This window comes from Marinilabilia sp., from assembly GCF_016278715.1.
Classification (GTDB): Bacteria; Bacteroidota; Bacteroidia; order Bacteroidales; family Marinilabiliaceae; genus Marinilabilia.
On record NZ_JADQBH010000167.1, the window covers coordinates 1 to 25,500 of the forward strand.

General features: G+C 44.0%; 18 protein-coding genes. 5 read left to right on the forward strand and 13 right to left on the reverse strand.

Annotated features, from left to right (window positions below; genetic code table 11):
- The 8 genes from QZZ43_RS10680 to priA form a co-directional block, all read right to left on the reverse strand.
- On the reverse strand, positions 1-309 hold a 309-nt coding region (locus QZZ43_RS10680), incomplete at its 3' end, for a zinc metallopeptidase (RefSeq protein ID WP_291858866.1).
- Positions 310-521: 212 nt separating this feature from the next.
- A complete protein-coding gene (locus QZZ43_RS10685; protein WP_291858869.1) occupies positions 522-2,030 on the reverse strand; it encodes an MBOAT family protein in 1,509 nt (502 codons plus the stop codon).
- Positions 2,027-3,436 carry a hypothetical protein gene (locus QZZ43_RS10690; RefSeq protein WP_291858872.1) on the reverse strand — a complete coding sequence of 470 codons (1,410 nt, stop codon included), beginning with the start codon at positions 3,434-3,436 and terminating at the stop codon, positions 2,027-2,029. Before QZZ43_RS10690 ends, QZZ43_RS10685 begins: the two co-directional genes overlap by 4 nt.
- Before the next feature lie 27 nt (positions 3,437-3,463).
- Positions 3,464-5,026, reverse strand: a complete 1,563-nt coding sequence (locus QZZ43_RS10695) for a lytic transglycosylase domain-containing protein (protein WP_291858875.1) — start codon at positions 5,024-5,026, stop codon at positions 3,464-3,466.
- Positions 5,027-5,152: 126 nt separating this feature from the next.
- On the reverse strand, positions 5,153-5,863 hold the full coding sequence (locus QZZ43_RS10700; protein ID WP_291858878.1) for a DUF5683 domain-containing protein: 711 nt from the start codon (positions 5,861-5,863) through the stop codon (positions 5,153-5,155).
- A gap of 15 nt (positions 5,864-5,878) precedes the next feature.
- Entirely contained in the window at positions 5,879-6,763 is an 885-nt protein-coding gene (locus QZZ43_RS10705; protein WP_291858881.1) for a ParB/RepB/Spo0J family partition protein, read from the reverse strand.
- Positions 6,764-6,945: 182 nt separating this feature from the next.
- Positions 6,946-7,746 (reverse strand): ParA family protein, encoded by an 801-nt coding sequence (locus QZZ43_RS10710; protein ID WP_291858884.1) that lies wholly within the window; start codon positions 7,744-7,746, stop codon positions 6,946-6,948.
- Positions 7,747-7,935: 189 nt separating this feature from the next.
- Entirely contained in the window at positions 7,936-10,407 is a 2,472-nt protein-coding gene (gene priA / locus QZZ43_RS10715; protein WP_291858887.1) for a primosomal protein N', read from the reverse strand.
- Positions 10,408-10,802: 395 nt separating this feature from the next.
- Here priA and QZZ43_RS10720 point away from each other — a divergent pair, with 395 nt between their 5' ends.
- The 3 genes from QZZ43_RS10720 to QZZ43_RS10730 all read left to right on the forward strand — a co-directional run bounded on the left by QZZ43_RS10720 (position 10,803) and on the right by QZZ43_RS10730 (position 14,082).
- Positions 10,803-11,462 (forward strand): 2-aminoethylphosphonate--pyruvate aminotransferase, encoded by a 660-nt coding sequence (locus tag QZZ43_RS10720; RefSeq protein ID WP_291858890.1) that lies wholly within the window; start codon positions 10,803-10,805, stop codon positions 11,460-11,462.
- Positions 11,463-11,615: 153 nt separating this feature from the next.
- Positions 11,616-12,971 (forward strand): Mur ligase family protein, encoded by a 1,356-nt coding sequence (gene murC, locus QZZ43_RS10725; protein ID WP_291858893.1) that lies wholly within the window; start codon positions 11,616-11,618, stop codon positions 12,969-12,971.
- Between the two features lie 88 nt (positions 12,972-13,059).
- Positions 13,060-14,082: a DUF4097 family beta strand repeat-containing protein gene (locus tag QZZ43_RS10730; protein ID WP_291858896.1), complete on the forward strand. Its 1,023-nt coding sequence runs from the start codon at positions 13,060-13,062 to the stop codon at positions 14,080-14,082.
- Positions 14,083-14,170: 88 nt separating this feature from the next.
- On the opposite strand, the gene QZZ43_RS10735 is transcribed toward QZZ43_RS10730, so the two are convergent.
- Both QZZ43_RS10735 and QZZ43_RS10740 read right to left on the reverse strand, forming a co-directional pair.
- Positions 14,171-15,472 carry an acetyl-CoA hydrolase/transferase C-terminal domain-containing protein gene (locus tag QZZ43_RS10735; protein ID WP_291858899.1) on the reverse strand — a complete coding sequence of 434 codons (1,302 nt, stop codon included), beginning with the start codon at positions 15,470-15,472 and terminating at the stop codon, positions 14,171-14,173.
- A 716-nt stretch (positions 15,473-16,188) separates the two neighbouring features.
- The gene (locus QZZ43_RS10740; protein WP_291858900.1) at positions 16,189-16,884 is read right to left on the reverse strand and encodes a 30S ribosomal protein S16; all 696 of its coding nucleotides are present in this window, start codon (positions 16,882-16,884) and stop codon (positions 16,189-16,191) included.
- Between the two features lie 646 nt (positions 16,885-17,530).
- Between QZZ43_RS10740 and dnaE the strand changes: the two genes are divergently transcribed.
- Together dnaE and trxA are read left to right on the forward strand one after the other, a co-directional pair.
- Positions 17,531-21,331, forward strand: coding sequence for a DNA polymerase III subunit alpha (dnaE, locus tag QZZ43_RS10745; RefSeq protein WP_291858902.1), 3,801 nt, complete (start codon positions 17,531-17,533; stop codon positions 21,329-21,331).
- Positions 21,332-21,516: 185 nt separating this feature from the next.
- Positions 21,517-21,834 (forward strand): thioredoxin, encoded by a 318-nt coding sequence (trxA, locus tag QZZ43_RS10750; protein WP_291858904.1) that lies wholly within the window; start codon positions 21,517-21,519, stop codon positions 21,832-21,834.
- A 359-nt stretch (positions 21,835-22,193) separates the two neighbouring features.
- Here the strand turns inward: trxA and QZZ43_RS10755 are convergent, their stop codons facing one another.
- The 3 genes from QZZ43_RS10755 to QZZ43_RS10765 all read right to left on the reverse strand — a co-directional run bounded on the left by QZZ43_RS10755 (position 22,194) and on the right by QZZ43_RS10765 (position 25,498).
- A complete protein-coding gene (locus QZZ43_RS10755; protein ID WP_291858906.1) occupies positions 22,194-23,597 on the reverse strand; it encodes a nucleoside transporter C-terminal domain-containing protein in 1,404 nt (467 codons plus the stop codon).
- A gap of 159 nt (positions 23,598-23,756) precedes the next feature.
- Positions 23,757-24,359, reverse strand: a complete 603-nt coding sequence (locus QZZ43_RS10760) for a bifunctional nuclease family protein (RefSeq protein ID WP_291858909.1) — start codon at positions 24,357-24,359, stop codon at positions 23,757-23,759.
- Between the two features lie 155 nt (positions 24,360-24,514).
- Positions 24,515-25,498, reverse strand: a complete 984-nt coding sequence (locus QZZ43_RS10765; protein ID WP_291858911.1) for a hypothetical protein — start codon at positions 25,496-25,498, stop codon at positions 24,515-24,517.
- Positions 25,499-25,500: the final 2 nt, after the last annotated feature.

Sequence of the window (25,500 nt, forward strand, 5' to 3'; positions counted from 1 at the left end):
ATGTTGAACGGCGTGTCCACATTCATGGGCTGCCACTGAAGCTGCTGCTACGTTGCGTCCCTGATAAACATTCTCACTTAGATTGACCGTTTTGTTGGCCGGATTATAATGGTCGGACAAGTGTCCGCGCGATGGCAAAACCTTGACATCGTAGATGCCATTATCGTGCAACATCTTCTCTGCCACTTCGCGACCCGACAGATTACTGTCAAGCGGGGTTTTCGAATATTTTTTGAAGCGACGTTTCAGTTGAGAGCTGACCACCCAGCTGGCTATAAGGAAGAAAAGGAATATAAATAACAGTGTCATAGTTCAGTTTTTTAAAGCGTAAATATATAAGATTTTCATCAAAAAGGGTGCCAGGGGGAAACGGCTTTTGAGTTTTGAGTTGCGGGGTGAGGGCAGGATATTTCCTTTTTAGGGGTAAGCGTTGGGGTGCAGGTTCTGTGTTCCGGCTTTGGAGGAGAATATCCTGTGGAGAGGTGGCAGAACCCAAACAACTTCAGCCTCAACGACTCCCCTTAAAATCTGAAATAAATAAACGGCACCACTTCTGTTGTTCTGAATTGTAGTAAAAGAACGATGGCAACGGCCACTAGTGCCACTTTGGCAGTCCAGTGAATGGTGATGAACCGGCCCCGCAGGTTTTCTTTTAATGAGGCAGGCAGCCAATGAAGAATAAAGCCGAGACCAATAAGCAAATAAGATAGGAAATTGGATTGGATGGCAGGGATTACCATGTCGGCATGGAAAGCCGAGAAAACCCGTTTGGTCATTTGTAAAGCTCTGTCCAGGTCGTTGGCGCGGAACAGAATCCATCCGGCCACAACAAAATGAAAAGTGATGAAAAATCCTGTTGGCTTTGCCAGCCATCCTGGCATCAGCCGGGTCAGAGGTTTGAATAATTTATCTGTAATGAGTCCCAGACCGTGCCACATACCCCACAGAACGAAACGCCAGGAGGCTCCATGCCACAGGCCGCCCAGGGTCATGGTAATCATTTGATTGAGGTGGGTTCGGAAATTTCCTTTGCGGTTTCCGCCCAGAGGGATGTAAAGGTAATCGCGCAGCCAACTGGACAAAGAAATGTGCCACCTATGCCAGAATTCCGTAACTGACAGTGCCTTATAGGGGCTGTTGAAATTAAGCGGAAGTCTGAAGCCCAGAAGCAGGGCAAGGCCGATGGCTACGTCGGTATATCCGCTGAAGTCGCAATAAATCTGAAGGGTATAACCATAAATGGCACTCATGATTTCGAAGCCCGAATACAGAAAAGGGCTTTCAAAAACCCGATCCACAAGGTTGACAGCAATGTAATCTGAGAAAACCATCTTTTTCAAAAGCCCAGAAATAATGAGAAAAGTGGCATGCCATGCCTGCTTCTCGGTCAGTGAGAATTTGCGATACAGCTGGGGCACGAATTCCCGGGCCCTGACAATGGGCCCTGCTACTAATTGAGGAAAAAAAGATACATAAAATCCGAAGTCGAGGATGTTGTGAACCGGAGCTAACTGACGGCGATAAACATCCATGGTGTAGCTGATGGTCTGGAACGTGAAAAAGGAGATTCCAACCGGTAGCACGATGTCATCGATCTCGAAAGAACTGCCGAACACTGCATTGGAAAATATCGCCAGCCAGTCTTTGGCTTCCACACTCTGACTGGTAATATCGCTCAGGATATCGGCCAGAAACCAGGCATATTTGAAATATCCCAACATGCCCAGGTTGACCACCAGGCTTATTATCAGCAGTAACTTGCGTTTCCAGTGACGTGTGAAATGCTCAAGGGCCAGTCCGATGAAGAAGTCAGTTAAGGTGGAGATTACCAGCAGGAAAAAGAAATAACCGCCGGCTTTGTAGTAAAAAAACAAGCTCGCCAGAAATAAAAAGCCTGTACGGGCAGCCCGCTGCTTGTAAAACAGTGCATTGCCCAGTAATACAGCCCCGAAGAATACCCAGAACAGCGCTGAGGTGAACATAAATGGGTCTCCGGCCTGGTATTTCCATATTTCCTGCAGGGCACTCATGGTACTAAGGGGTTTTTCAGGTGTGTTTGCAATGAATCGAGGGCCGCCCAAATCTGGTCGCCGACAATCCTTGCGCCCCGCCCACTGAAGTGCATGTGGTCAGTCAACATCAGGGAAGGTGATTCGTTGGCCCATTTAATTGCTCCCTGTGTTCCTCCCATGGCTCTGTGCAGATCGAAAAAGGCCATTTCACACGCCAGGGTGGCAGATTTTTGGGCTTCGGAGATGAGTTCTGCATGTTCCATAGCCACCATTTCTCCTGCTTGCGATTCAGCAGCCGCCTGGACTCCGATAACCAAAACAGGTACGTCGGGCAAAAGTTTTCTCAGAAGCTGGAGCTCTTTGAGAAAATGAATTCGGTAAAAGTTGTAATTGTCAGTTTTGGTGGGTAAAACGTTGGTACCAAACTGAAGGATGATGAAACCGATGTTGAGTTGTTCCGACATTTCCTGAAGCATACTGTTGTCGGCAATTCTTATGCCTGGCCAGGGGCGTCCGCGCATCGGGAGGTTGTCAACGGCTACACCTCCGGTATGGTCGAGAGTAACGCCATGGATAACCGGACTCACAGGGGCCAAAAAACGAAATGTAACTTTTTTGGGGTAGGATGTTGCCTGATAACTCAGTAAATGAAGATTTTCTACGGAAGAGGTAAGGGTATCAGAGCGAAACTGACCATCCGTCTCTGCTTCGATGTACATTGGCCCAGTGCCGGAGGAAAGCATTAACCGTACATTTGGATATCTTCTAAGTTTCTGAGACTTCCAGGCAATGGGAGATATGGTAAATGCCCCTGTAGTATCGGAAAACCAGGCTGCTTTCCCGGGAAAACCATAGCGGACAGGATATGGGTAATCTTCCTTTTTGTAGCTGTAAGATAAGGTCCAGTTTCCGGAATTGGAGATAGAGACATTGGCATTGATTCGAAGAGGATCGATGGGCATTACAAATCCTGGACCTGAGCCGCCATACAATTTTTGAAAATGTCTGCGTAATACGGACGTGATTCTGTCGGCTTCAATTTGGCTGTCTCCCATGTGGAGTACCCTGATAACCCGGTAGAGGCTGTCGGCACTTTGAGCTTTGCGGCAAAACGACAAAAAAAGTTCCTGAAATAGTGGAGGGGCCGTTAGTACCGAGTCGGAAACGATTAGTTTTTTTCTTTTATCTGGGATGGAGTCTTTTGCCAATAAAGAATCCTGTGCAGGGACTATGGTGGTGTCGGCGAATATTTTTTCTGAATCAGCAATCAGGAGCCCTGCGGTTGAGTCGGGCAATTGTGATTCCTGTATTTCGCTGATATACCCGGGAATTGAAAAGTTGACACGCTCAAGCCACTGATCGAAAAGAACGACCAGTAGCGAGATAAGGAGGAAATATAAAAATATCTTAAACGGACGTATCATCCGGGGTTCCATTTGTCGTACAACGCTTTACGACTTAGGCTTAATTTTAAGTCGCTGCCCGGGCTTTATCTTTTGGGCATTGGTAATGTTATTTAAACGGAGAATGTCCGAATCTGTTACACCGGGATACTCCCTGGCGATGGACCATACACTGTCTCCTCTGCCTACCGTGTGGTAGATGTAATCGCTATCATCGCCCGTGTTGGCAAGTTGTTGACCCGCTGAAGAGGTAGAGGCATAGCCGCTTTTCTGACGGGCAACATTCTGATAGTGTTCTACCTGGTCTTTGTCCACGTATATTACCAGTTTTTGCCCCACTCTGATGACGTTTCTTCGGATGTTGTTCCAGTAACGGAGGCTGGAGGTATAAACATCAAACCAGTCGGCAATGAGTCCTACTACATCGCCCGATTTCACGGTGTAGTAAACCTTTTCTTTGCCCGGAGGGGGTGAAAAAGAGCTTGTAGAGGTGTTCCCCGGTTTGATTACCAGTTGGTTTTCGGGGAAATATTTGTCTCTGTTGTAATTGAGCACTGAGTCTTCGAGTGATACAAATTGAGTGGAAAGGTTAAAGGCCAGTCGCAGCGGATAGCTTTCTTTTTGTGCCGGAATAATATCTTTTCTGTACTGCGGATTCAGATGCCGGATTACATCCATGGGAACCTGCATGATTTCAGATATCTGAGAAAAATGCAATGGTTTCGATATCATTACCGTGTCGGAAGCTACCGGTAAATTGGGGGCCAAGGGGTTGAAATTATGTTCTCTGTGATATGTAAAAACATAAGTGGCGGCAATAAACGCGGGGACATAGCCTCTGGTTTCTCTGGGAAGCAAATAAAAAATTTCCCAAAAATTTCTTTTTCCCCCACTTCGGCGGATGGCTTTATTAACATTCCCAGGACCGCAATTGTAGGCCGCAATAACCAGTTGCCAGTCTCCGTAAATGTCATACAGGTCGCTGAGAAAATTTACTGCCGCCTCTGTGGACTTGTGTGGGTCTCTTCGTTCATCCACATACGAGTTTACTTCCAGTCCATACTGTTTGCCTGTGTAGTACATAAACTGCCACAGACCGGAAGCCCCGGCACGTGAAAATGCTCTGGGATTGAGCGCAGACTCAATAACCGGCAGGTATTTTAGTTCCAGGGGAAGTCCTTTTGCATCCAGGGCTGCCTCAAAAATTGGGAAGTAGTAATCCGATAGTCCCAGCATGCTCTCCACCTGTTCTCTTCGTTTGTTGGTATATAGATTGATGTAAGCCTTTACGTGACTGTTGTACGAGAGTTTGAACGGTGAAATAATGTTTTCCAACCGTTGAATGTAGATTGAGTCGGAAAGAACACTTTGTTGTGTCAGTTCACTATCGTAGATGGTGTCCATCACCAGTCCGGGGTTGGAATTCATGTACCAGATGCTCACCAGACTGTCGAGCGATTCAGCAAACTGATCGAGAGTCTCCTCCGTAGTTATGGTTTTTGTAGTGTCGTTGTCGACAACCTGCGGATTAGCCGATTCAACGTTGGACAAAATAAAAAGTCCAAAAGCCACAGATAGTATTCTGAAGCAGTTTAGCAGTTTAATACTCATACTTTGTTTTTTTGATGATTCCGGGTTAAGAAGCGTAGCTTGATGCGGAATCAGAAATGGCCTGTTCAGTCCGCGATGTGCTGGTATTACGGTATTTTGTCAATTAGGTTTCAAATCATTTGGTTTTCAGAAGCTAAAAGCCATCTGGATCCCGATGGTGTTTCCTGTCACCGGATTGTAATCCATAATCACGGGCTGCACCTTCATGGACAGGTCATCACTCACATCAAAATTATAAAAATGGGCATCTACTGTGGCATCTATCATATTAAGAACATAAATGGCTGCCATTCCTATATAGCTGAGGTCGCGGTAACGCCGGTAATACTCCCGCTTGTTTTCCAGAGCCTGCTCAAACCAGTCGGCTAAAACGCCCGGAGTCTCCACATCTTCTGCGGTTAAAGTAACTGGGAGGACTTCGAGGTAAGATCTGTTCCCCGGGTCACGTATCAGAAAATCACGATAGGCATTTTTGTATTTGACGTAATTGGTCGAATTGAAGTGAATTGCATACCCCAGGCCCCCGATAGCACCATAAACAAGAGGCAGTTTCCAGTATTTTTTGTTGTAAATCTGCCCCAGCCCCGGAAAAATGGCTGAGTAAAAAGTGGCTTTATGGGGGGAATGGATTTTCTCTTCTTCCTCTCCTTCCGGAAAGATATCCTTCATGGTTTCTCCTTGTTGAAAAGAAACAGTATCCATTCGGTTTGTGGAAGTGGCTGTTGTGTCAGCGTTCTGGCTGAATTGTGCCTGGGTGTCAGTAACTCCCGACAGGAATAGCCCTGCAAAAACAAATAGTAAAGGAGCTACGGCCTCACGCAACGATTTAAAATCCATCCTCACCTTCTTGCGTTATTTGGTTTTTGCTTTATCCAGCTCATTAATAATTTTCTCCAACTCTTCGTCTGTTCTGAATGGAATAACTATTTTCCCGGTGCCGTTGTTGCTACGTGAAAATTGAATGTTGGTTTTGAAGAAGTTGGACAACTGCTGACGCAACTGTTCATATTCTGCGGGCAATTCTTCTTTCTTCTTGTCTTTCTTTTTAGATTCTTCTCCACGGGCAAATTCCCGCACCATTTCCTCCACTTTGCGAACACTCAGATCGTTTTTGACAGTCTGATGGAAGATTTTTATGCGGGCTTTTTGGTCGTCCAGATTAATGAGCGCCCTTGCATGGCCCATGGTAATCTGTTTTTCACGCAAGCCCAACTGAATTTCGGCAGGAAGTTTCAGCAGTCGAAGATAGTTTGAGATGGTTGAGCGTTTTTTGCCGACTCTCTCCGACATGCTTTCCTGGGTAAGGTCACACTCATCCATAAGTCGTTGATAACTGATGGCAACTTCGATGGGATCGAGATCCTCGCGCTGAATGTTTTCAACGAGGGCCATTTCCAGCATGGTGTTGTCCTCAGCCAAACGAACATAGGCCGGAACTGTCTTTAACCCGGCAATTTTAGCAGCTCTGAAACGACGCTCTCCGGCAATTAATTGATATTTGTTACCGGCTTTGCGAAGGGTAAGTGGCTGAATAATGCCAATTTCCTTAATTGAAGCTGCAAGTTCGTTGAGTTTTTCCTCATCGAAGTGGGAACGGGGTTGCCAGGGGTTTCCTTCAATTTTTTCAACAGGAATTTCATTGATTGCAGCTTCGGGTTTTGGGGCGCCTTGCCCATAATCTTCCGAGTTGTCAATCAATGCTCCAAGTCCTCGTCCCAATGCGTTTTTTCTTGCCATCTTGTATATTCTATGTTAATCAATAGTGCGTTAAAATTTTAAGAGGTTGTCAATCAGTTTCTATTATTAAAAAGGTGTTTTGTTAAAGTTCAGAATTACGGTATCATGCGCTTCTTCCAACTTCTAACCTTAAAAAAAGAATCTATTGTCAAGCCTCTGAAAATCAAACGGTCTATTAAAGGTTATTTGGCTGCTTTTTTCTTACTGTCAATCTTGGTCATGTTGTTTTTCTGCAACAATTCCCGGGCCAGATTCAAATAGTTCATGGCTCCTTTGGAGGATGCATCATACATCACCACTGCCTTTCCGTAACTGGGGGCTTCACTCAGCTTGATGTTACGGGTTATGAGGGTTTCAAAAACCATGTCCTGAAAATGTTTCTGGACTTCTTCCACAACTTGATTAGAGAGGCGCAGACGAGAGTCGTACATGGTCAGCAGAAATCCTTCAATCTCCAAATCGGGATTCAGGCGATTCTGAATAATTTTGATGGTATTCAACAGTTTACCCAGACCTTCCAGCGCGAAATATTCACACTGCACCGGAATGATTATCGAATCGGCTGCAGTGAGTGCATTTACGGTAATGAGTCCGAGCGACGGTGAACAGTCAATTAGAACAAAGTCAAACTGATCTTTGATCTTATTGATAACTCCTTTGAGTACTTTTTCACGGTCGGGCATGTTGAGCATTTCAATCTCGGCACCCACCAAATCGATGTGTGAAGGTAAAAGAAACAAGTGCTCAATTTCTCCCTCCTGAATTGCTGTTTTAGGATCTGCTCCGTCAACGATGCATTCATAAATGCTTGTCTCTACCTCTCGCAGATCGTAACCCAGGCCCGAAGTAGCATTGGCCTGGGGGTCTGCATCAACGACCAGCACGTTATATTCGAGCACCGCAAGACTTGCAGCCAGATTAATGGCTGTTGTGGTTTTTCCAACACCGCCTTTTTGGTTTGCTAAAGCAATAATTTTAGCCATAAAAAACAAAATTTATCTGTGTACAGAAAGCGGGAATATACCCATTTTTTGGCAACAGCCAAAGTTATACTTTTATTGAAAAAATACCGCCCAAAAGGCTATATATTTAATTAATAAACAGGTATTAAGCTTATTGCAAGGGGATTGCAGGGCTTGCACAAAGTTATAAAAATCCTGATATTTTCTGTGCTAAAGGGGATCTACATCTGTCAGGATGGTGACGTATTTCCATTGCGGACGGCTCAGTATCGCATTGGTGGCGTCGTTCATTAGTTGTTTGACATAGGATGGAGAGTGCCCTTTTTCAAATTTTAAAATAATGCGTGTCAGATATTGATTCTGAACACGGGCAACTGGTGGTTCCTGAGGCCCCAGCACTCGCTCTCCGAAAATAGCACGTAATCTGCCGGCCAGTTCATCTGCGGCTTTCTCCACCACTCCCTTGCTTTTGTGTTTGAGGGTGAGGTTGATGAGCCGGTAGAAAGGCGGATATTTGTAAAGTTGGCGTTCTTCAATCTGGGTTCGGTACATGGTCTGGTAATCATTTTCTACCACATATCCGATAATAGGATGTTCGGGAGATGAGGTTTGCAGCACAACAGTACCTTGCTTGTGTTTTCTTCCGGCCCGTCCGCTCACCTGTGCCATCATCTGAAATCCGCGTTCAAACGCTCTGAAATCCGGTATGTTAAGCATGTTGTCGGCATTCAGGATGCCCACAACACTTACATTGTCGAAATCAAGACCTTTGGTGATCATTTGGGTGCCGATAAGAATATCCACCCTGCCATCTTCAAAATCAGAGATTATTTTCTGATAAGATTTTTTGGATCTGGTGGTGTCTAAATCCATCCGGGAAACCCTTGCATCGGGAAACATCAGTTGAATTTCCTCTTCAATTTTTTCGGTGCCAAATCCATGGGTCGAAAGGGCAGGACTTCCACATGCGTTGCAGGTGGAAGGGGTGGTGACGGTATGGCCGCAATAATGGCAAACCAACTGGTTCATCTTTTTGTGATAGGTCATACTCACATCGCAAAAATTGCATTTTGGAACCCAGGAGCATACATTACATTCCAGAAAGGGTGAGAATCCACGCCGGTTTTGAAATAAAATGACCTGTTGTTTGTTTTGTAAGCTTTCCTGCACATGCTCCAACATAAGTGGCGTGAAATGCGACTTCATTTGTTTTTTTCTTCTGGCTTCCCGTGTATCGGTAATCAAAATTCTCGGCAGTTGAATGTCTTCATGACGGGTATTGAGTTCTACCAGAGCGTACTTTCCCTTCCGGGCGTTGTAGTAACTTTCGATGGAGGGTGTGGCCGTTCCCAGCAGCACTTTTGCCCCGTGCTTGTGAGCCAGCATGATTCCGGCATCACGTGCATGATAACGGGGGGCAGGGTCAAATTGTTTAAAAGAGTGTTCATGCTCTTCGTCCACAATTACCAGTCCCAGATTGTGAAAAGGCAAAAAAATGGAAGAACGCACGCCCAAAATTACCTGGTAGTTTTGATTTTCCAGTAGGTCACGATAGACTTCCACGCGTTCCTCACTGCTGAATTTTGAGTGATAAATGCCCAGTTTGTTGCCGAAATGTCGCTTCAGCCGGGTGGTTATCTGGGTGGTGAGGGCAATTTCGGGCAACAAATAGAGTACCTGTTCGCCACGGTTCAGGTGTTTTTCAATGAGGTGGATGTAGATCTCTGTTTTGCCACTGGAGGTGACGCCGTGAAAAAGTACAACTATCTGGTCTTCGAAAGCTTTTTCTATCGCATCATAGGCTGTTTGCTGGGCTGGTGAGAAGGTGCTTTTTTGTTGCACTGCTTCTGTGGTTTGTTCCAGTCGTCCTACCTCAAGTGCATATTGTTCAAAAATTTCTTTTTTGATAAGTTCGTTCAATGCTGAAGTTGCACTATTGTTTTCGTCCAGCAGGTCTTTGCGGGCAATTCCGGTTCCTTTAAGGACATTTCCGGCACCACCTGTTTTTTGGATGAGCGTCATGAGTAAATTAAGCTGCCTTGGGGCTTTCTCTAACAGGTCGAATGCCTCATGAAGCTTTTGTTCGGAGCGGTAATTCTCTGCTATTCGGAGGTAGTTCTCTGTTTTTGCTTTGTAACTTTCTTTGAGTCTTTCACTGACAAAAACAGCATTCTCTTCCATCAGTTTGTGCAGCAATGCCACGCTGCTTTTCTGATTCAGAAAAGTGTTGATCTCCTGGATGGAGCAAACTTTTTTTTCGGAAAGTAACGAAAGTACTTTTATTGCTTTCTCGGGAAGGTCATCCAGTTGAATGTAATCAGGGTTGTAATAAACTCGTGTTTCACTCTCGAGTTTTAGTCCGGAAGGCAATGCAGCCTTGTAAACTTCGCCCAGTGTGCATTGATAGTATTCTGCCATCCATTGCCAGAAATCGAGCTGAGAGGTATTGACTATGGGGGAAGATTCCAGAACCGACAATATTGGTTTGGTTTCGTAATCGGTTGGTTTGTTCTGATGTACGGAAAAAACAATCCCTGAATATTGCTTTTTTTTGCCAAAGGGCACTACAACCCTTATTCCGGGTTCCAGGTTCTCAACCATATCCGGAGGAACACAGTAGGTGAACAACCGTGGAAGTGGAATAGGCAATATTACATCAACAAATATTTCGGGATCTGTCATCTTTGTTTTTTTGATGGTGTAAAGTTATTAAAAGAGTTTTTGATGCCAATAGTCCCCGAATAAAAGCCTAAACGCAGAGAAATCCTTCGCAAAAGCTATGGATTTTGAAAGGCACAAAGGCACAACGCATTTATTTTCATGAGGTTGGATTTTGCCTTCTTTGTTTAGCAAGGAATCTGTTATCGGGTGTTTGTTAAAGTTTAACGCAATGTTTTTTCAAAAAGTAAGTTTCTCCGGACAATAGTGATTTATTTTCTCCCGGTGTACGTGTTGCAGTTGTTTTGATTGTCAAAGAAGTATAAAGGGTTTAAGGGTTTGGTAATGTGCTTTTAATTTTTAGTTAACACCGGCAGCTTTTCTTTGCTGTAGTATTTTTTTTGCTAAAACCTGTTTCTATGAGTTTTGCCGATTTTTCGAAAGTGGGGACTGTACCGGAGCACCTCAATCTGAGTGTGATCGATATGTGGACGCATGCACCTATTCATCCTGAACAATTTTACCGTACCGGATTTGAAAGTATCTTTTTCAACTATAACAGAGATTTTGCACTGAATTGTGTTTTGTCCTCTGTTGTGCCCGCCGAGAAAGAAATAGTGATAGCCGGTCAACACCATCTCAGCAAGGTTGTTGAAGCAGCTACTAAACTTGATATTCCGCATATTATTTTTAATGCATCGCCGGGGGAATTACCGCTAATGGAGACTTTTCTTTCTTCGCGCACAAATATTTCCCATATTGTATTGGTTCTTGAAAAGAATGACACTGGTATGGAACGGTATATTCAGCATCTGAGGCCGTTTCTTGAAGTCAGGGGAATTGATTTGATATTGTTTTGTACTTCATTTGTTCAGAGCATCAGCGACCGCACCAAAGGCGGTGTTGACTTTTTTATTGGAGGGTGGGAGGAGTTTCCCGAAAACTCTTTTGTTGTTGCCCGACGCAACCGGTTGGTGCAGACCGAAGGGAATTCGCGTTCACAGGATTTTGATTTATATACGTCCTGGCAATGGAGGCTTAAGGAACGTGGAACCAATATCCTTCCGATGGAGATGTAAAAAACGATTGGAAATTATTATTAGTGAAGGGTAGTTTCGGGTAAGACCGTAAGCTGCCCTTCTTTTTTAACCCCTTTTGAATGAAGTTTTAATTGCGTAAAGTAAAAAATGGTTAATTTGCCATTTCAAAAATATCAAAAAAGTTTGTTTAGAATGAGAGTTCACTTTATAGCTATCGGCGGAAGTGCCATGCATAATCTTGCCATTGCACTGCATAAAAAAGGTTTTCACGTGACTGGTTCGGATGATGAAGTTTTTGAACCCAGTAAGTCCCGTTTGAGTAATCATGGATTGCTTCCCTCCAAGGAAGGATGGTTTCCTGAAAATATTTCTGAAGAATTGGATGCCATAATCCTCGGGATGCATGCCCGCCCTGATAATCCGGAATTATTGAAAGCCCAGAAATTGAACCTGAAAGTTTATTCTTATCCGGAGTATCTCTATCAACAAACCAAAGGCAAAAAGCGGGTGGTAATTGCCGGAAGTCATGGAAAAACCACGATTACCTCCATGCTTCTGCATGTACTGAAAACCCTTGGCCGGAAATTTGATTTTATGGTTGGGGCCCAGATAAAAGGTTTTGATACGATGGTAGAGCTGTCGGATGATTCGGATATTGCCATATTTGAAGGGGATGAATATCTTTCTTCTCCAATCGACCGTCGTCCTAAATTTTTGTGGTACAAGCCGCATGTTGCTTTGGTTACCGGGGTGGCCTGGGACCACATAAACGTTTTTCCCACGGAAGAGGATTACAATTATCAGTTTGACCTGTTTGCCCGGACCCTTGAGCCGGGTGGTAGTTTTATTTATTATCAAAGAGATGCGGTACTTCAAAAGATTGCTTCAGAAAACCTGTCTTTGAGAAAGTTACCTTACGATGAGGTGAAAACTGTTTCCAGGGATGGAGAAACATTTGTAGAATATGACGGCGAGGAATATGAATTGAAGGTTTTTGGGCATCACAACTTTCAAAATCTGGCCGGTGCTTTATTGGTGGCGAAGGATATAGGGGTTCCTGAAAATGATTTCTGGGAATCGATGCAAAGTTTTGAAGGGGCTGCCCGGAGGCTGCAAATGCTGGGAGAGAATAAGGATGCTGCTGTTTTCTATGACTTTGCCCATGCTCCATCGAAAGTGAAGGCGACCGTAGCTGCCGTGAAAGACCAGTTCCCTGACAGGCATTTGCTTGCAGTTGTTGAACTTCACACATTTAGCAGCCTTAACGGTGATTTTTTACCCCAATACAAAGGCGCCATGGATGCTGCCGATGAAGCGGTAGTTTTTTTTAATCCGGAGGTTGTAGCTCATAAGCAACTGTCCGAAATCACCGAAAATGATGTGGAAGCAGCCTTTGCAAAAAAAGGGTTGAAAGTTTTTACAGATGGGATTAAATTTAAACAGTTCTTGGCCGGGCAAAAGTTGAGCCATGCCAATCTGTTGCTGATGACCTCCGGCAATCTTTGCGGAATAGATGTTTCTGCTATGGCCAAAGAAATAATTGAATAATGTTGTAACTATCCGCAGATAAGAGGCGTCATATATTTGTGTAGAGAATACTAAACCCTTTGCACTAATCTAATCTAAAAATTAAGTTATGAAGCTTTTTCTTTCTCTATCATTGATGTTCGTTCTTCTTACCGGTTGTCAGGTTGCCGGTTCACAGGAGTTGGCAGATCAGGCAGACCTTCGCTTTGAGGGTGTGCGCAGTATTCAGGTAAAAGGTGTTTTTTGTGATGTTTCCGTTAAGCCGGGCAACTCTGCTGAAGTACACCTTCTTGGTGAAATCAGAGTAACCCGTGGTGTTGAGGACTATTCCATCGAAACCACACAAGACGGGGATTTATTGAAAGTATGGGTGGAGTATCCCAAAATTATGAGGGGTATGGCTAAAGGCTTCTTGTCTTTTGAGGTTCCCGATGATGTGCTTTTGACCGTTGAGAATGTGTCGGGTAATGTGGATGTGGAAAAGATAGGAAGTGACAATATGAAGCTTTCGGGCGTTTCAGGAGATATCAGTGTTTCCGGTGCCGGGGAAAACTGTGTTTTACGCTCAGTTTCCGGCGATATTGATGCCTTGGTGATGGGAGGCAATCTGGAAGCTCATTCTGTGAGTGGGGATATTCGTGTAGCCAATGTGAAGGGTGATTTTTCGGGCAAGAGTACCTCCGGAAATGTTTCAGCTAAAATGGTGGAGGGAGCAACCTCTGTTCGTTCCACATCAGGCGATTTAATAGCAGAGAACTTGATGCAAGGGGCCTTTGTGAAAACAACTTCCGGAAAAATTCAGGTCAAGATCATGAAGGGAGAGCTGAATTGTGAAACGGTTTCGGGAGATGTGATTTTATCTGATATAACCGGCGTGTTGAATGCTTCCACTGTCAGTGGAGGCCTGCGGGGAACTGGTGTGATGTTTACCGGAGACAGCCGGTTTCGTTCTGTCTCAGGAGATGTGGAGATCGATGTGCTGAATGAAATTGAAACATTGAGTTTCCGGTTGAAATCAGGTTCCGGGCGTTTGAAAGCCGGTAATTCAACAGCTGATGAAAGGCTGGAGATATCAGGTGGTAATATTACTGTAACCGGTTCCAGCACATCAGGGAATCAAATTTTTGAATAGGAGGATTGACCAATCTTATATAGTTACTAACAAAAAAAGCCGGTTGCACATTGTGCAGCCGGCTTTTTTTGTATTATCAATTCGTTGTTTACTTTGAAACGAAATGGAAGTGCGGTCCAAAGCGATCAAAGGCTGCTCTTTCTAGCATTTCACGATGATCGGGGTGTGCCACTGAAATGATGAGACGGGCACGTTCCTGAAGCGTCTTGCCATAAAGGTTTACCGCTCCATGCTCAGTTACCAGCCAGTGCATGTTGGCACGGGTGGTGACCACGCCAGAACCTTCCAAGAGGACAGGAGCAATTTTGGAAACTCCTTTTCCGGTAACAGAGGGCATGGCAATGATAGGCTTTCCCCCTTCTGAATAGCCGGCACCACGGATGAAGTCGATCTGACCGCCAACACCTGAATAGTGGGTGGTTCCGATTGAATCGGCGCATACCTGACCGGTGATGTCAACTGACAAAGCAGAGTTGATGGCTGTAACTTTTTTCTGCTTACGAATTACATTCACACTATTGGTGTGTTGCACGTCCATCATGGCTACCTGAGGGTTGTCATTCACGAAGTCGTAAAGATCCTGAGATCCCATGAGGAAGGAGGCTACCATCAGCCCCTTGTCCAGTTGCTTTTTCTTTCCGTTTACCACTCCTTTTTCCACCAGGGGAAGAATTCCGTCGGAGAACATCTCGGTATGAACACCTAAATCCTTATGGTTACCCAATTCTGCCAATACCGCATTTGGAATACCACCAATACCCATTTGCAAGCAGGCACCATCTTCTACCAGTTCGGCAACATTGTGACCAATTGCACGCTCAATTTCAGAAAGGGGTGCGTTGTTGTGGATGAAAAGAGGCTCGTCATACTCAACAAAATAGTCAATGTCGCGCATGTTGATCTGGGCATCGCCCCAGGTACGTGGTACGTACTTGTTGATTTGGGCAATTACGATGTCGGCACACTCAATCGCAGCCAAAGTTGCATCCACAGAAGTACCAAGAGAAACATATCCGTGACGGTCAGGGGTTGAGACCTGAACCATTGCTATATTTACTTTGAGGTAGCCTTCGCGGATGAGCTTCTGGGTTTCGCTTAGAAATACAGGAATGTAATCGGCATAGCCGGACTGAGTCACTTTTCTGACATTTCCGCCAACAAAGAATGATTCCAGTTGGAAAATTCCTTCCAGCGCCGGGTCTGCATAGGGAGCAGGGCCCTCTGTGTGTATGTGCTGGATTTTAACATCTTTAAATTCACCTTTTTTGCCGCGCTCAACCATTGCCTTTATAAGGGCGTGGGGAGTTACTGCCACACTACTCATGTGAATGCGGTCTCCTGATTTAATTACTTTAACTGCCTCTTCGGCGGTTACTGTTTTATACTGCATGTCGAAATAATTTTATATAATGATGTTTTGATTCATTCCTGAAAATCGGTGCAAAAGTAGTCTTTTTAGTTCACTTTTCCTTTTATACCACCGCTTTGGAACCTGTTTTATAGCATATTTAAAACCATTCCGGAGAAATAGAGATTTATTTCTTTATTGATTTCAGGGGGGTTGAGTGAGGTTAGTGGACAGCTGTTATTTTTGTTTAAAAAAATATAAAATGGGGTTTCTAAAGATTTTGTTGCTCAGAGGCATCTTAAAAACCGATATCTGGGTTCATTCAATGTAAGACATTTGCAGTGTCGAATTTTTTAAATAGGGACCCCCTCAAACCTTTCCAAGAAGGTGAGTCGAAATTAGAGCCTTGCGTGTGTGGATTTCCGAATACAGGCGGTAATGGATTGCAGAAATTTTAAATAGCTTTTTTTTCTTTTACAGAATGTGTGAGATTTATGCCTGATGTGTGAGATATTAAATTTTATTGAGGACGGTTGTTTTTTGCAGATAGTTGGACATCGGAATAGATTATTTGTGAATAATGCAGGCTTAACCCATATTCTGGATGTGGTTCTTTTTATGCCTTGTTTTTTTCAATTCCTTCTTCTAACCTTAAGGTTCTGATATGGTTTAATCCTTTTTACTGTCTGGGGGGGCAAACAAAAAAAGCCACCCCGTTGGGGCAGCTTTTATTTGTGTGTTGAGAAATTCCCGAAGAACTACTCTTCTTTTTTAGTCTCTTCGTCAGAGGCTTCAGTTTTAGTTTCCTCAGATTTCGGCTCTTCAACTTTAGTTTCTTCCACCTTAGTCTCTTCAGCTTTAGTTTTCTCAGCTTCTTCGGCCTTTGGTTCTTCCACTTTAGTTTCTTCAGCAGGAGCTTCTTCCTGGGCTTCTTCAGCAGCCTCTTCAGTGTCAGCAGCTTCTTCTTTTGTTTCAGCTTCAGCTTCGGCAGCCAATTCGGCGTTTTTCTTAGCCAATTTCTCTGCTCTTTCGGCATTGACTTTGGCTTCCTGCTCGAGACGGGCTTTCCGTTCTTTTTCTGATTCAGAAGAAAGCAGGTCTTTCTTAGCCTGAATTTTTGCTTCCTTGTCTTCCATCCATTTCTGGAATCGACGTTCAGCTTCGGCTTCATCAAAAGCACCTTTTTTAACACCTTCGAGCAAGTGTTTTTTCATGAGCACTCCTTGGTAACTCAGGATTGCACGGGTTGTGTCAGTAGGTTGGGCGCCTTTGCCAAGCCATGTTAAGGCTTTATCGAAATCGAGTTCGATCGTAGCAGGATTTGTGTTGGGATTGTATGATCCAATCCGCTCGATGTATTTACCATCTCGTGGCGCCCTGCTATCTGCTACCACTATGTGGTAGTAAGCATACCTTTTGCGTCCGTGTCTCGCTAATCTGATTTTTACGGGCATGTTTCTTTTAAATTACAATTAAACAACCTACTTTTTTTTGCGACTGCAAATATAAGGGCTTTTTATCTATTTACGAAACCTCCTTCAAGTTTATTTTAAGAAGCTTACTTTCTTTGGCTTAAATGAGTTTTCTCAAGGGCATTGATTTGTCCGTAGTGGTTGTCTTCCTCATTCGTTTACCAGAACCGTTTACTTTCTTTTTTGTTACAATTAATCCATGAGTTTGGTTCAAGAGGGTATGTATTTTCACTATTGTTCTGGGAAACTGAGAAGTTATGATTTAGATTGCTTAAGTTCACTCGCAGTGACCCCCCCATTTGCTATAGGACTATAGGGGGAAAGTGGTCGAGTAATTTTTAAAACGAATAATTTAGAACAATAGCCCGTTACATTTTTAGATATAAGAATTAAGATAATTCGTATTGTGCTGATAATTTGCGTTTTAATACATAACAGATTTTAGGCATAAAAAGCTGATTCAGAGGTTTTGGAAAAATTTTAGGGACTATTATTAAAAGTGAGAATTATTATATGACCTGGCTCATCCATTGTTTTATGAATTTCATCAACCAATGAGTCGATTTATTTTTTTACTGATGAATTTAAATAATTTTGTAGGTTCATTGAAACAGTTCTGAAAAGCATTATGGATTTGATACCTTTCACACACTTACACGTTCACTCTCAATACTCTATCCTTGATGGAGCGGCCAGCGTAAACGATCTGGTCACCAAGGCAAAAAGTGACGGAATGAAAGCCCTGGCGTTAACCGACCATGGAACCATGTTTGGCATAAAGGAGTTTTTTGACACCTGCAAAAAGAATAATGTCAAGCCAATTTTGGGGTGTGAAACATATGTTGCCGCACGTACCATTTATGATAAGAGCGATAGTAAGCTCGATGGGCGTGGGGATCACCTGATTCTGCTTGCGAAGAACCGGGCCGGGTACCGTAATTTATTAAAAATAATCTCTGTAGCTAATATAGAAGGCTTTTATTATAAACCCCGGGTTGACAAAAACCTTTTAGAACAATACAGTGAAGGGTTAATTGTCACTTCCGCCTGCATAGGGGGAGAAGTACCTCAGAAAATCATGGCCGGAGATTTTGAGGGAGCTAAGGAAAGTATTCTCTGGTTTAAGCGGGTCTTTGGCGACGATTATTATCTGGAGTTGCAGCGTCATCCCGCAGAAGATCTGAAAGCACGACATGACGTTTATGACAATCAGGTGTTGGTGAATGAGAAACTGTTGGAGTTTTCCAAAGAGATGAATGTTAAAGTGATTGCTGCCAACGATGTCCATTTCACCAATGCCATAGATGCAGAGGCTCATGATTTGTTGATTTGTCTGAATACAGGTAAAGATTTTGACGACGAAAACCGGATGCGCTATACCCGGCAAGAGTGGTTTAAGACGACTGCCGAAATGAACGAACTGTTTAAAGATGTTCCGGAAGCCTTGCAAAATACTATGGAAATTGCTGATAAAGTGGAGATGTACGAGTTGAATTCTGCTCCCATTATGCCATTTTTTGCCATTCCGTCCGATTTTGGAACTTTCGAAGGTTACAAAGAACAATTTCCGGAGGAGAAACTTAGAGAAGAATTTGGAGACCGTTACGATGCGCTAGGGGGTGATTATGAACACCTGGTCCGTGTAAAACTGGAATCTGATTATTTGACTTATCTTGCCTTTGAAGGGGCAAAAGATCCTATGCGTTATGGAGACCCAATTCCTGATAATGTAAAAGAGCGTCTTGATTTTGAACTGAATACCATCAAAACGATGGGGTTTCCGGGTTACTTCCTTATTGTTCAGGATTTTATTAATGCTGCCCGTGAGATGAAAGTGCTTGTTGGGCCCGGCCGGGGTTCGGCAGCTGGTGCTGCTGTTTCTTACTGCGTGGGAATTACCAATATTGACCCAATTAAACACGACCTTCTGTTTGAACGATTTCTCAATCCGGATCGTATTTCCATGCCCGATGTGGATATCGACTTTGACGACGACGGACGTCAGCTGGTGCTTGACTGGGTGACCGAAAAATATGGCCGGGACAAGGTCGCACATATTTGTACTTTTGGGACAATGGCAGCCCGGTTGGCCATCCGCGATGTGGGGCGTGTGTTAAAACTACCACTTCCTGATACCGATAAACTGGCAAAATTGATTCCCGAACGACCCGGAACCAAGCTTGCAAATGCTTATCAGCAAGTACTGGATCGTGAGAGAGAGACCGGAAGTATCGATGGAGCTATTGCTAAAATTGATATTGATTTGAGAGCCGCCCGGAATAGCGGAAATGGCAAACTAGAGGGGAAACTTGAGGTTTATAAAATATTTGCCGATCGCATTAAGGAAGCTCGCACCCATGGGGAGGAAAAAGTCCTGAAAACTCTGGAGCTGGCCTGTAGGTTGGAGGGTTCTGTGCGTCAAACCGGGGTACATGCCTGCGGGGTGCTTATTGGCAGGGATCCTCTGGAGCAGCATATACCGTTGATTCCCACCAAGGAAGAGAACCTGATGACGACCCAGTACGATGGGCGTTATGTGGAGGCCATCGGTTTGTTGAAGATGGACTTCCTGGGGCTTAAAACGCTTTCGATTATTAAGGAAACGCTCGACAATATAAGACTCTCGAAAGGGATTGAGGTAGATGTTGAAACATTGCCTCCTGACGATAAAGAGACTTTTGAGTTGTTTGCACGGGGAGATACTACAGCTATCTTTCAGTTTGAATCGCCCGGGATGAAAAAACACCTGCGGGCATTGGAACCCAACCGGTTTGAGGATTTGGTGGCAATGAACGCCTTGTATCGACCGGGCCCCATGGAATACATCCCCGATTATATTGATCGGAAACATGGTCGTAAGGAAATCAATTACGATCATCCGATGATGGAGTCTTTTTTGAAAGATACTTACGGCATTACCGTGTTTCAGGAGCAGGTGATGCTTTTGTCGCGTGCATTGGGTGGTTTTACCCGTGGAGAATCGGATTCTCTGCGGAAAGCGATGGGTAAGAAACTGGCCGACATGATGGCCAAGCTTAAGGATAAGTTCCGCGATGGCTGCCTGAAGAACGAAGAATTTGTGGAAGGGTGTAAACAGGTAAATAAAAAGCCTGAAGAACTGATTGAAAAAATTTGGAAGGACTGGGAGGCTTTTGCCAGTTATGCATTTAATAAGTCACACTCCGTATGCTACGCCTATGTAGCCTATCAAACCGGATACCTGAAAGCCCATTATCCTGCTGAGTTTATGTCGGGAGTATTGAGCCGGAACCTCAGCGACATTACCAAGATCACCACCTTTATGGATGAGTGCCGGCGAATGGGCCTGGAGGTACTTGGACCTGATGTGAATGAAAGTTTCCGCAAGTTCACGGTAAATCTGCAGGGAGCTATCCGTTTTGGAATGGCCGGTATCAAAGGGGTAGGTGCAGGAGCCGTGGAAGAGGTCATTCGAAAACGTGAAGAGGGAGGACCTTTTAAAGGTATTTTTGATTTCGTGGAAAGGGTTAATCTGCAGACAGTCAGTAAAAAGAACCTTGAGGGACTGGCATCCTCCGGGGCATTTGATAATCTGGATGACTTTAACCGTGCCCAGTATTTTGCTATTTCCGATGGGGAAGACGGTACGTTTATTGAGCGGCTTCTTCGCTATGGAAACCGTTATCAGATAGATAAGGCAAGCAGTCAGGTGTCATTATTTGGCGCTGCAGACATGACGGGTGCCGTGAAGAAACCCACGCCGCCTAACGTCCCTGAATTCACAAGTATTGAAAAACTGAGCCGCGAAAAAGAGCTAATTGGCATTTATTTGTCGGCTCATCCTCTGGATCGATTCAAACTCGAGTTGAAGCATTATTGTAATATGTCGCTCGGCGAACTGGATGATCTTTCCTTTGTTAATGGGAAGAATTTTATTGTAGGGGGTATGGTTACGGGAGTTCGGCGCGGAGTTACCCGGATGAAAGAGAACCCTTTTGCCATTATTACCATTGAGGATTATTCCGGCTCACACGAATTCCCGCTGTTTGGCAGGGATTATACCGATTTTAGCAAATATCACAATGTTCCCGAGGATGGCAGTATCTTTTTGTTGATAAAGGGGAAGGTGCAGCCCAAAAAATACCGGCCCGAAGAGTTGGAAGCGAAAATTAATTCCATTTCATTTCTCAACGAAGTGTTGGATACTCATGTGCAGAGTTTGTCCCTGAATATTGCATTGGATAAGATTACTGACGATCTGGTAAATGAGTTGGCCAATGTCATGCTCGAGAACAAGGGGCACGTTTCTCTTCGTTTTAATGTGTTTGATCCTGCTAATGAGAACTACCGCATTCAGATGTTGTCGCGTTCGGCACGAATAGATCTGTCACAGAAAGATGTGTTGCAATTCTTTGATGAGCATCCCGAACTGCAAATTAAGCTGGGATAGTTTGTCCCGGAGCTGGGAGGTCTGAAGAAGATTGTCTGGCTGGGACTTCCCTGCAGCGCCATTTCTAAAAAAGTTTTATCTTTGAACAAGAGCAATAAAAGTGTGTTATTTAATTATTGCTTTCTGACAGGGGATTTCCCTTTTTGAGTGAGTTTATTTTATTGATATAATTAAAAAAATAAGTTATGACTGTTGAAGTAACAGATGCCAATTTTGAGGAAATGGTATTGAAATCTGACAAGCCGGTTTTGGTTGATTTTTGGGCAGAGTGGTGTGGACCCTGCCGTATGGTGGCTCCTATTGTGGCTGATTTGGCCGAAGAATACAAGGACAAGGCCGTGCTGGCCAAAATGGATGTGGATTCAAATCCGGATACTTCCGTGAAATTTGGAATCAGAAATATTCCTACCATTTTGTTCTTTAAAGGTGGGGAAGTGGTTGACAAACAGGTGGGTGCTGTGCCGAAGGCTGCGCTTGCATCTAAACTGGATGCTATTATTTAGTCGTGCAAAGTCAAAGACTTATAATTTCACAGTCTTGCTGAACACACTGTTTGAGGCATTAGGATTTTTTCCAAATAGAGTCTGCCGGTTTCATCAAAATGAGACCGGCCGGCTTTTTTTAATATCACAATATTTTATTACGATATTCTGTTGTGTTCATGCAAGTATCAGATTACAAGTTATTTATAGGCAGGCGGAATTGTTATTCAACACTTTGATAATAAAAACCTTGCGCCTTTGCGTTTAGGCATTTCTAATGGACTATTGTTAGATAACAGTCTGTTCTTGTGGACTATATCTGGTTTAATTCCTTCTCGTTGCCTAATGTTTCTTATGTGGTTCAAAATCCGGGAACGAACTTATCCCAGAATCATTCCAACAACTGTGGCCGAGAGCAGAGACGCCAGTGTTCCGGCCAGCAAAGCACGTATGCCCAGTTGGGAGAGCATGACTCGCTTACCCGGAGCCAGTGCCCCGATGCCTCCAATCTGAATGCCGATAGATGCAAAATTGGCAAACCCGCACAGTACGTATGTAGCCATGATTACTGATTTTTCATGCATAAAGGCTCCTGCATCTTTCAATTCGCCCAGACTCACATAACCAATAAATTCAGTCATGATGAGCTTTTCGCCAAGCACCCGGCCTACCAGGTCGATGTCCTGACTGCCCACTCCTAAAACCCACATCAGCGGGGCAAAAATGTATCCCAGTAGGAACTCAAGCGACAATCCGTTGTACTGCCCGTCGGTGGCAGAGGCAATCATTGTATTGAGAGTAGTCCAGTCGCCTACTTTCAGAAGAATAAAATTCATCATGGCGATAAGGGCAATAAAGACCAGTAACATACCGGCTACATTTACAGCCAGTTTGATGCCTTCTGTCGTGCCATTGGAAATTGCATCCAATACGTTTTTTCCTATTTTCTCTTTGGGAACTTCTACCTCTTTGCTGATTTTTTCGGTCTGGGGTACCAGCATTTTTGAGATGATAATGACCCCTGGAGCAGCCATGATAGATGCAGCCAGCAAGTGTTTGGCATAAATTAGTTCCTGTAGGGGATCGCCGCCTCCCAGTACTTTAATGTAAACGGCCAGCACTCCACCTGCCAGGGTTGCCATACCTCCCGACATGACCAGCATGATTTCGGAACGGTTCATCTTTTCCAGGTATGCTTTTATCATGAGTGGAGACTCGGTCTGGCCCAGAAAAATATTCCCTGCCACCGAGAGACTCTCTGCCCCGGAGATTTTAAGCAATTTGGTCATGCCTTTGGCAAGCCAGTAAACGACCTTTTGTATGATGCCAAAATAGAACAATATGCTTGTAAGGCCCGAGAAAAATATGATGGTGGGCAGAATGGTAATGGCAAAATTGAGTAATGGTTGTTCTATTTCTCCGCTGACCAGACTTTTGAAAAGGAATTTTGCACCGGCATCCGAGAAACCGAGAATCTTCACAAATATTTTTCCTAAAACATCAAAAATCGACTGCACAAAAGGAATATACAAAATGGCAAGAGCCAATATCAGCTGAATGATGAGTCCTGTGCCGACAACACGCCACGAAATGGCTTTGCGATTGGTGCTGAATAGCCAGGCCAGAAACATAATAAGGGCCATTCCCAACATACCTCTTAAAAGGCTCTCAAGGCTAAATCCTCCTCCCTGAGCAACCACCGGGTTGTTGGTGGCGTGTAGCATAACGGGAGAGGCAAAGAGTAAAAAGACGACCGGCAGAATCCTCAGAATAGTTCGCTTCATTTTGTTTGGGGTATTTTTGTTGAATGGTTTGGTATGACCTGTATTGTCAACGAATGGCCCGGAAATAAAAGTGAGTTGATTGAGACAGGTGGAACAGTGTTTTTGGTTTACTTAAACAGGCCGGGTAAGGCCTGCGGATTTTGTTTAAAAGAATTAAATCTATTTTTCCCGACGTTGTATTTCGTCGCGTATTTCGGAGGCTTTTTCATAATTCTCATGATCGATGGCCTCATCCAAAAGGTGGTTTAGTTCTTCAATCGACTTCTCTCTAAGGGGATTGGCTGTTTTAGGAGAGGAAGGTTTTTTCTCTTTTTCCTGTGTCGGATTCATTTCATCCTGGTCCCCAAAATCTAATACAATTCCCGCCTTTTGCATGATTTCTTCATAAGTAAAAATGGGACAGTTGAATCTTAGTGCCAGCGACACTGCATCCGAAGTTCTGGAATCTATCCGCACTACTTCATCATTGTAAAGACACACCAGTTCGGAATAGAAAATGCCTTCTTCGAGCTTATAGATAATAATTTCCAGTATATCCACTTTGAAGGCACGGGCAAAATTTAAAAATAAATCGTGTGTAAGCGGTCGGGGAGGTTCAAGCCCTTCAAGTTTTATGGCGATAGATTGCGCTTCAACAGCTCCGATAATTATAGGAATTCTGCGTTCACCCTCCTCTTCCGCCAAAACCAAAGCGTAAGCTCCCGATTGTGTTTGAGAGTACGATAGACCCAGTATGTTAAGTTTAATTTTTGTTTTGTCCATTGAATTTTAATTTCTGCATTCCGATTCGCTTGTACTGAATTTCGTGTGAGATATGTTAAATTAATATCGCGCAATTTGAATAGTAAACAAATATAGAAAATTGTTTTGACAATAGAGGGTACTCACTAAAATCGGGTTTCTGACACGCTGGAAACTCAAATTCGCAGGAAGAATTTTTGCAGTTTGGGATGGAACGAAGTGGCTGCCAGAATTACAGATGGCATCAGTGCTGGCAAAGCAAGATTAAAAAACCATAAAACCAGAGAAGACATCACAATTCCCGGTTCTGCAACAGCCGTGCTGCCAAATATCATTATGGCCAGGGTAGCCCGTATGCTCAAATCGCCGGCACCTGCTGATGGGATAAACGATAAGGCACCGTAAAAAATAAAAATTGCATAAAGTCCGTTGCGAATATCATTTAGTCCGAAAAAATGTAACAAAATGAGAAATTGAAACGAGAAAACAGAATATCGGATCGTGGTCAGCAGCAATACATGAAGAATAGCGCTCTTTTTGGTTTGCTTAATCATGTCGAGCCTGGTTTTTACCAGGGATAGAAAAACCGTGAAATACCTCATTCGTTTAAGAATCAGCCATAGTGCTAATATTAATCCGGAGATGACTGTTAATGGCAATAATAAGGACGATGAGGCAGTGGAATTTACAAGTAAAGTCAGATAGTCGCCTGCAGAGTGTGTTGTCCAGAGCAGTGCCCAAATGGCAGCAAAAAGGATGACAAAATTCTGGATGATACTTCCGATAAGGGACAAAACGATGATTTTGCTTTTTTCCCCCGAAGGATAGAAAACAGATTTTCCGATCGGATCTCCTGTGCGGGCAGGGGTAACCATTCCCAGTTGAATACCTTTGAGTACCTGAACAAATGCCTCCCTGAATGAGATGAACCTGACGGGGCGTGCCAGAATTTGCCATTTACGGGTTTCCAGAGCTAAGTTCAGGCCCATCAGCGAAAACTGAAGCATTAAAAGGGCAGGAAGTTGTTGTTGATTGGTTTTTAAATAGTCAAGGAAAGCTCCCCACTCTGCAAAAGACCATAATTTGTAACCTACCCATACCAGCGCCACTGCTGATATCAGCATTAGTATTCGATTGATGTTTATCTGTGCTCTGCGCATCG

What these genes read in the sequence shown, in the direction of transcription:
- QZZ43_RS10740 (WP_291858900.1), bottom strand. Translation starts at nt 16,884, where the DNA reads ATGCCCGTAAAAATCAGATTAGCGAGACACGGACGCAAAAGGTATGCT.
- QZZ43_RS10760 (WP_291858909.1), bottom strand. Translation starts at nt 24,359, where the DNA reads ATGGACAAAACAAAAATTAAACTTAACATACTGGGTCTATCGTACTCT.
- QZZ43_RS10765 (WP_291858911.1), bottom strand. Translation starts at nt 25,498, where the DNA reads ATGCGCAGAGCACAGATAAACATCAATCGAATACTAATGCTGATATCA.
- QZZ43_RS10705 (WP_291858881.1), bottom strand. Translation starts at nt 6,763, where the DNA reads ATGGCAAGAAAAAACGCATTGGGACGAGGACTTGGAGCATTGATTGAC.
- QZZ43_RS10755 (WP_291858906.1), bottom strand. Translation starts at nt 23,597, where the DNA reads ATGAAGCGAACTATTCTGAGGATTCTGCCGGTCGTCTTTTTACTCTTT.
- QZZ43_RS10695 (WP_291858875.1), bottom strand. Translation starts at nt 5,026, where the DNA reads ATGAGTATTAAACTGCTAAACTGCTTCAGAATACTATCTGTGGCTTTT.
- QZZ43_RS10685 (WP_291858869.1), bottom strand. Translation starts at nt 2,030, where the DNA reads ATGAGTGCCCTGCAGGAAATATGGAAATACCAGGCCGGAGACCCATTT.
- QZZ43_RS10690 (WP_291858872.1), bottom strand. Translation starts at nt 3,436, where the DNA reads ATGATACGTCCGTTTAAGATATTTTTATATTTCCTCCTTATCTCGCTA.
- QZZ43_RS10710 (WP_291858884.1), bottom strand. Translation starts at nt 7,746, where the DNA reads ATGGCTAAAATTATTGCTTTAGCAAACCAAAAAGGCGGTGTTGGAAAA.
- QZZ43_RS10720 (WP_291858890.1), top strand. Translation starts at nt 10,803, where the DNA reads ATGAGTTTTGCCGATTTTTCGAAAGTGGGGACTGTACCGGAGCACCTC.
- QZZ43_RS10735 (WP_291858899.1), bottom strand. Translation starts at nt 15,472, where the DNA reads ATGCAGTATAAAACAGTAACCGCCGAAGAGGCAGTTAAAGTAATTAAA.
- QZZ43_RS10730 (WP_291858896.1), top strand. Translation starts at nt 13,060, where the DNA reads ATGAAGCTTTTTCTTTCTCTATCATTGATGTTCGTTCTTCTTACCGGT.
- priA (WP_291858887.1), bottom strand. Translation starts at nt 10,407, where the DNA reads ATGACAGATCCCGAAATATTTGTTGATGTAATATTGCCTATTCCACTT.
- dnaE (WP_291858902.1), top strand. Translation starts at nt 17,531, where the DNA reads ATGGATTTGATACCTTTCACACACTTACACGTTCACTCTCAATACTCT.
- trxA (WP_291858904.1), top strand. Translation starts at nt 21,517, where the DNA reads ATGACTGTTGAAGTAACAGATGCCAATTTTGAGGAAATGGTATTGAAA.
- murC (WP_291858893.1), top strand. Translation starts at nt 11,616, where the DNA reads ATGAGAGTTCACTTTATAGCTATCGGCGGAAGTGCCATGCATAATCTT.
- QZZ43_RS10700 (WP_291858878.1), bottom strand. Translation starts at nt 5,863, where the DNA reads ATGGATTTTAAATCGTTGCGTGAGGCCGTAGCTCCTTTACTATTTGTT.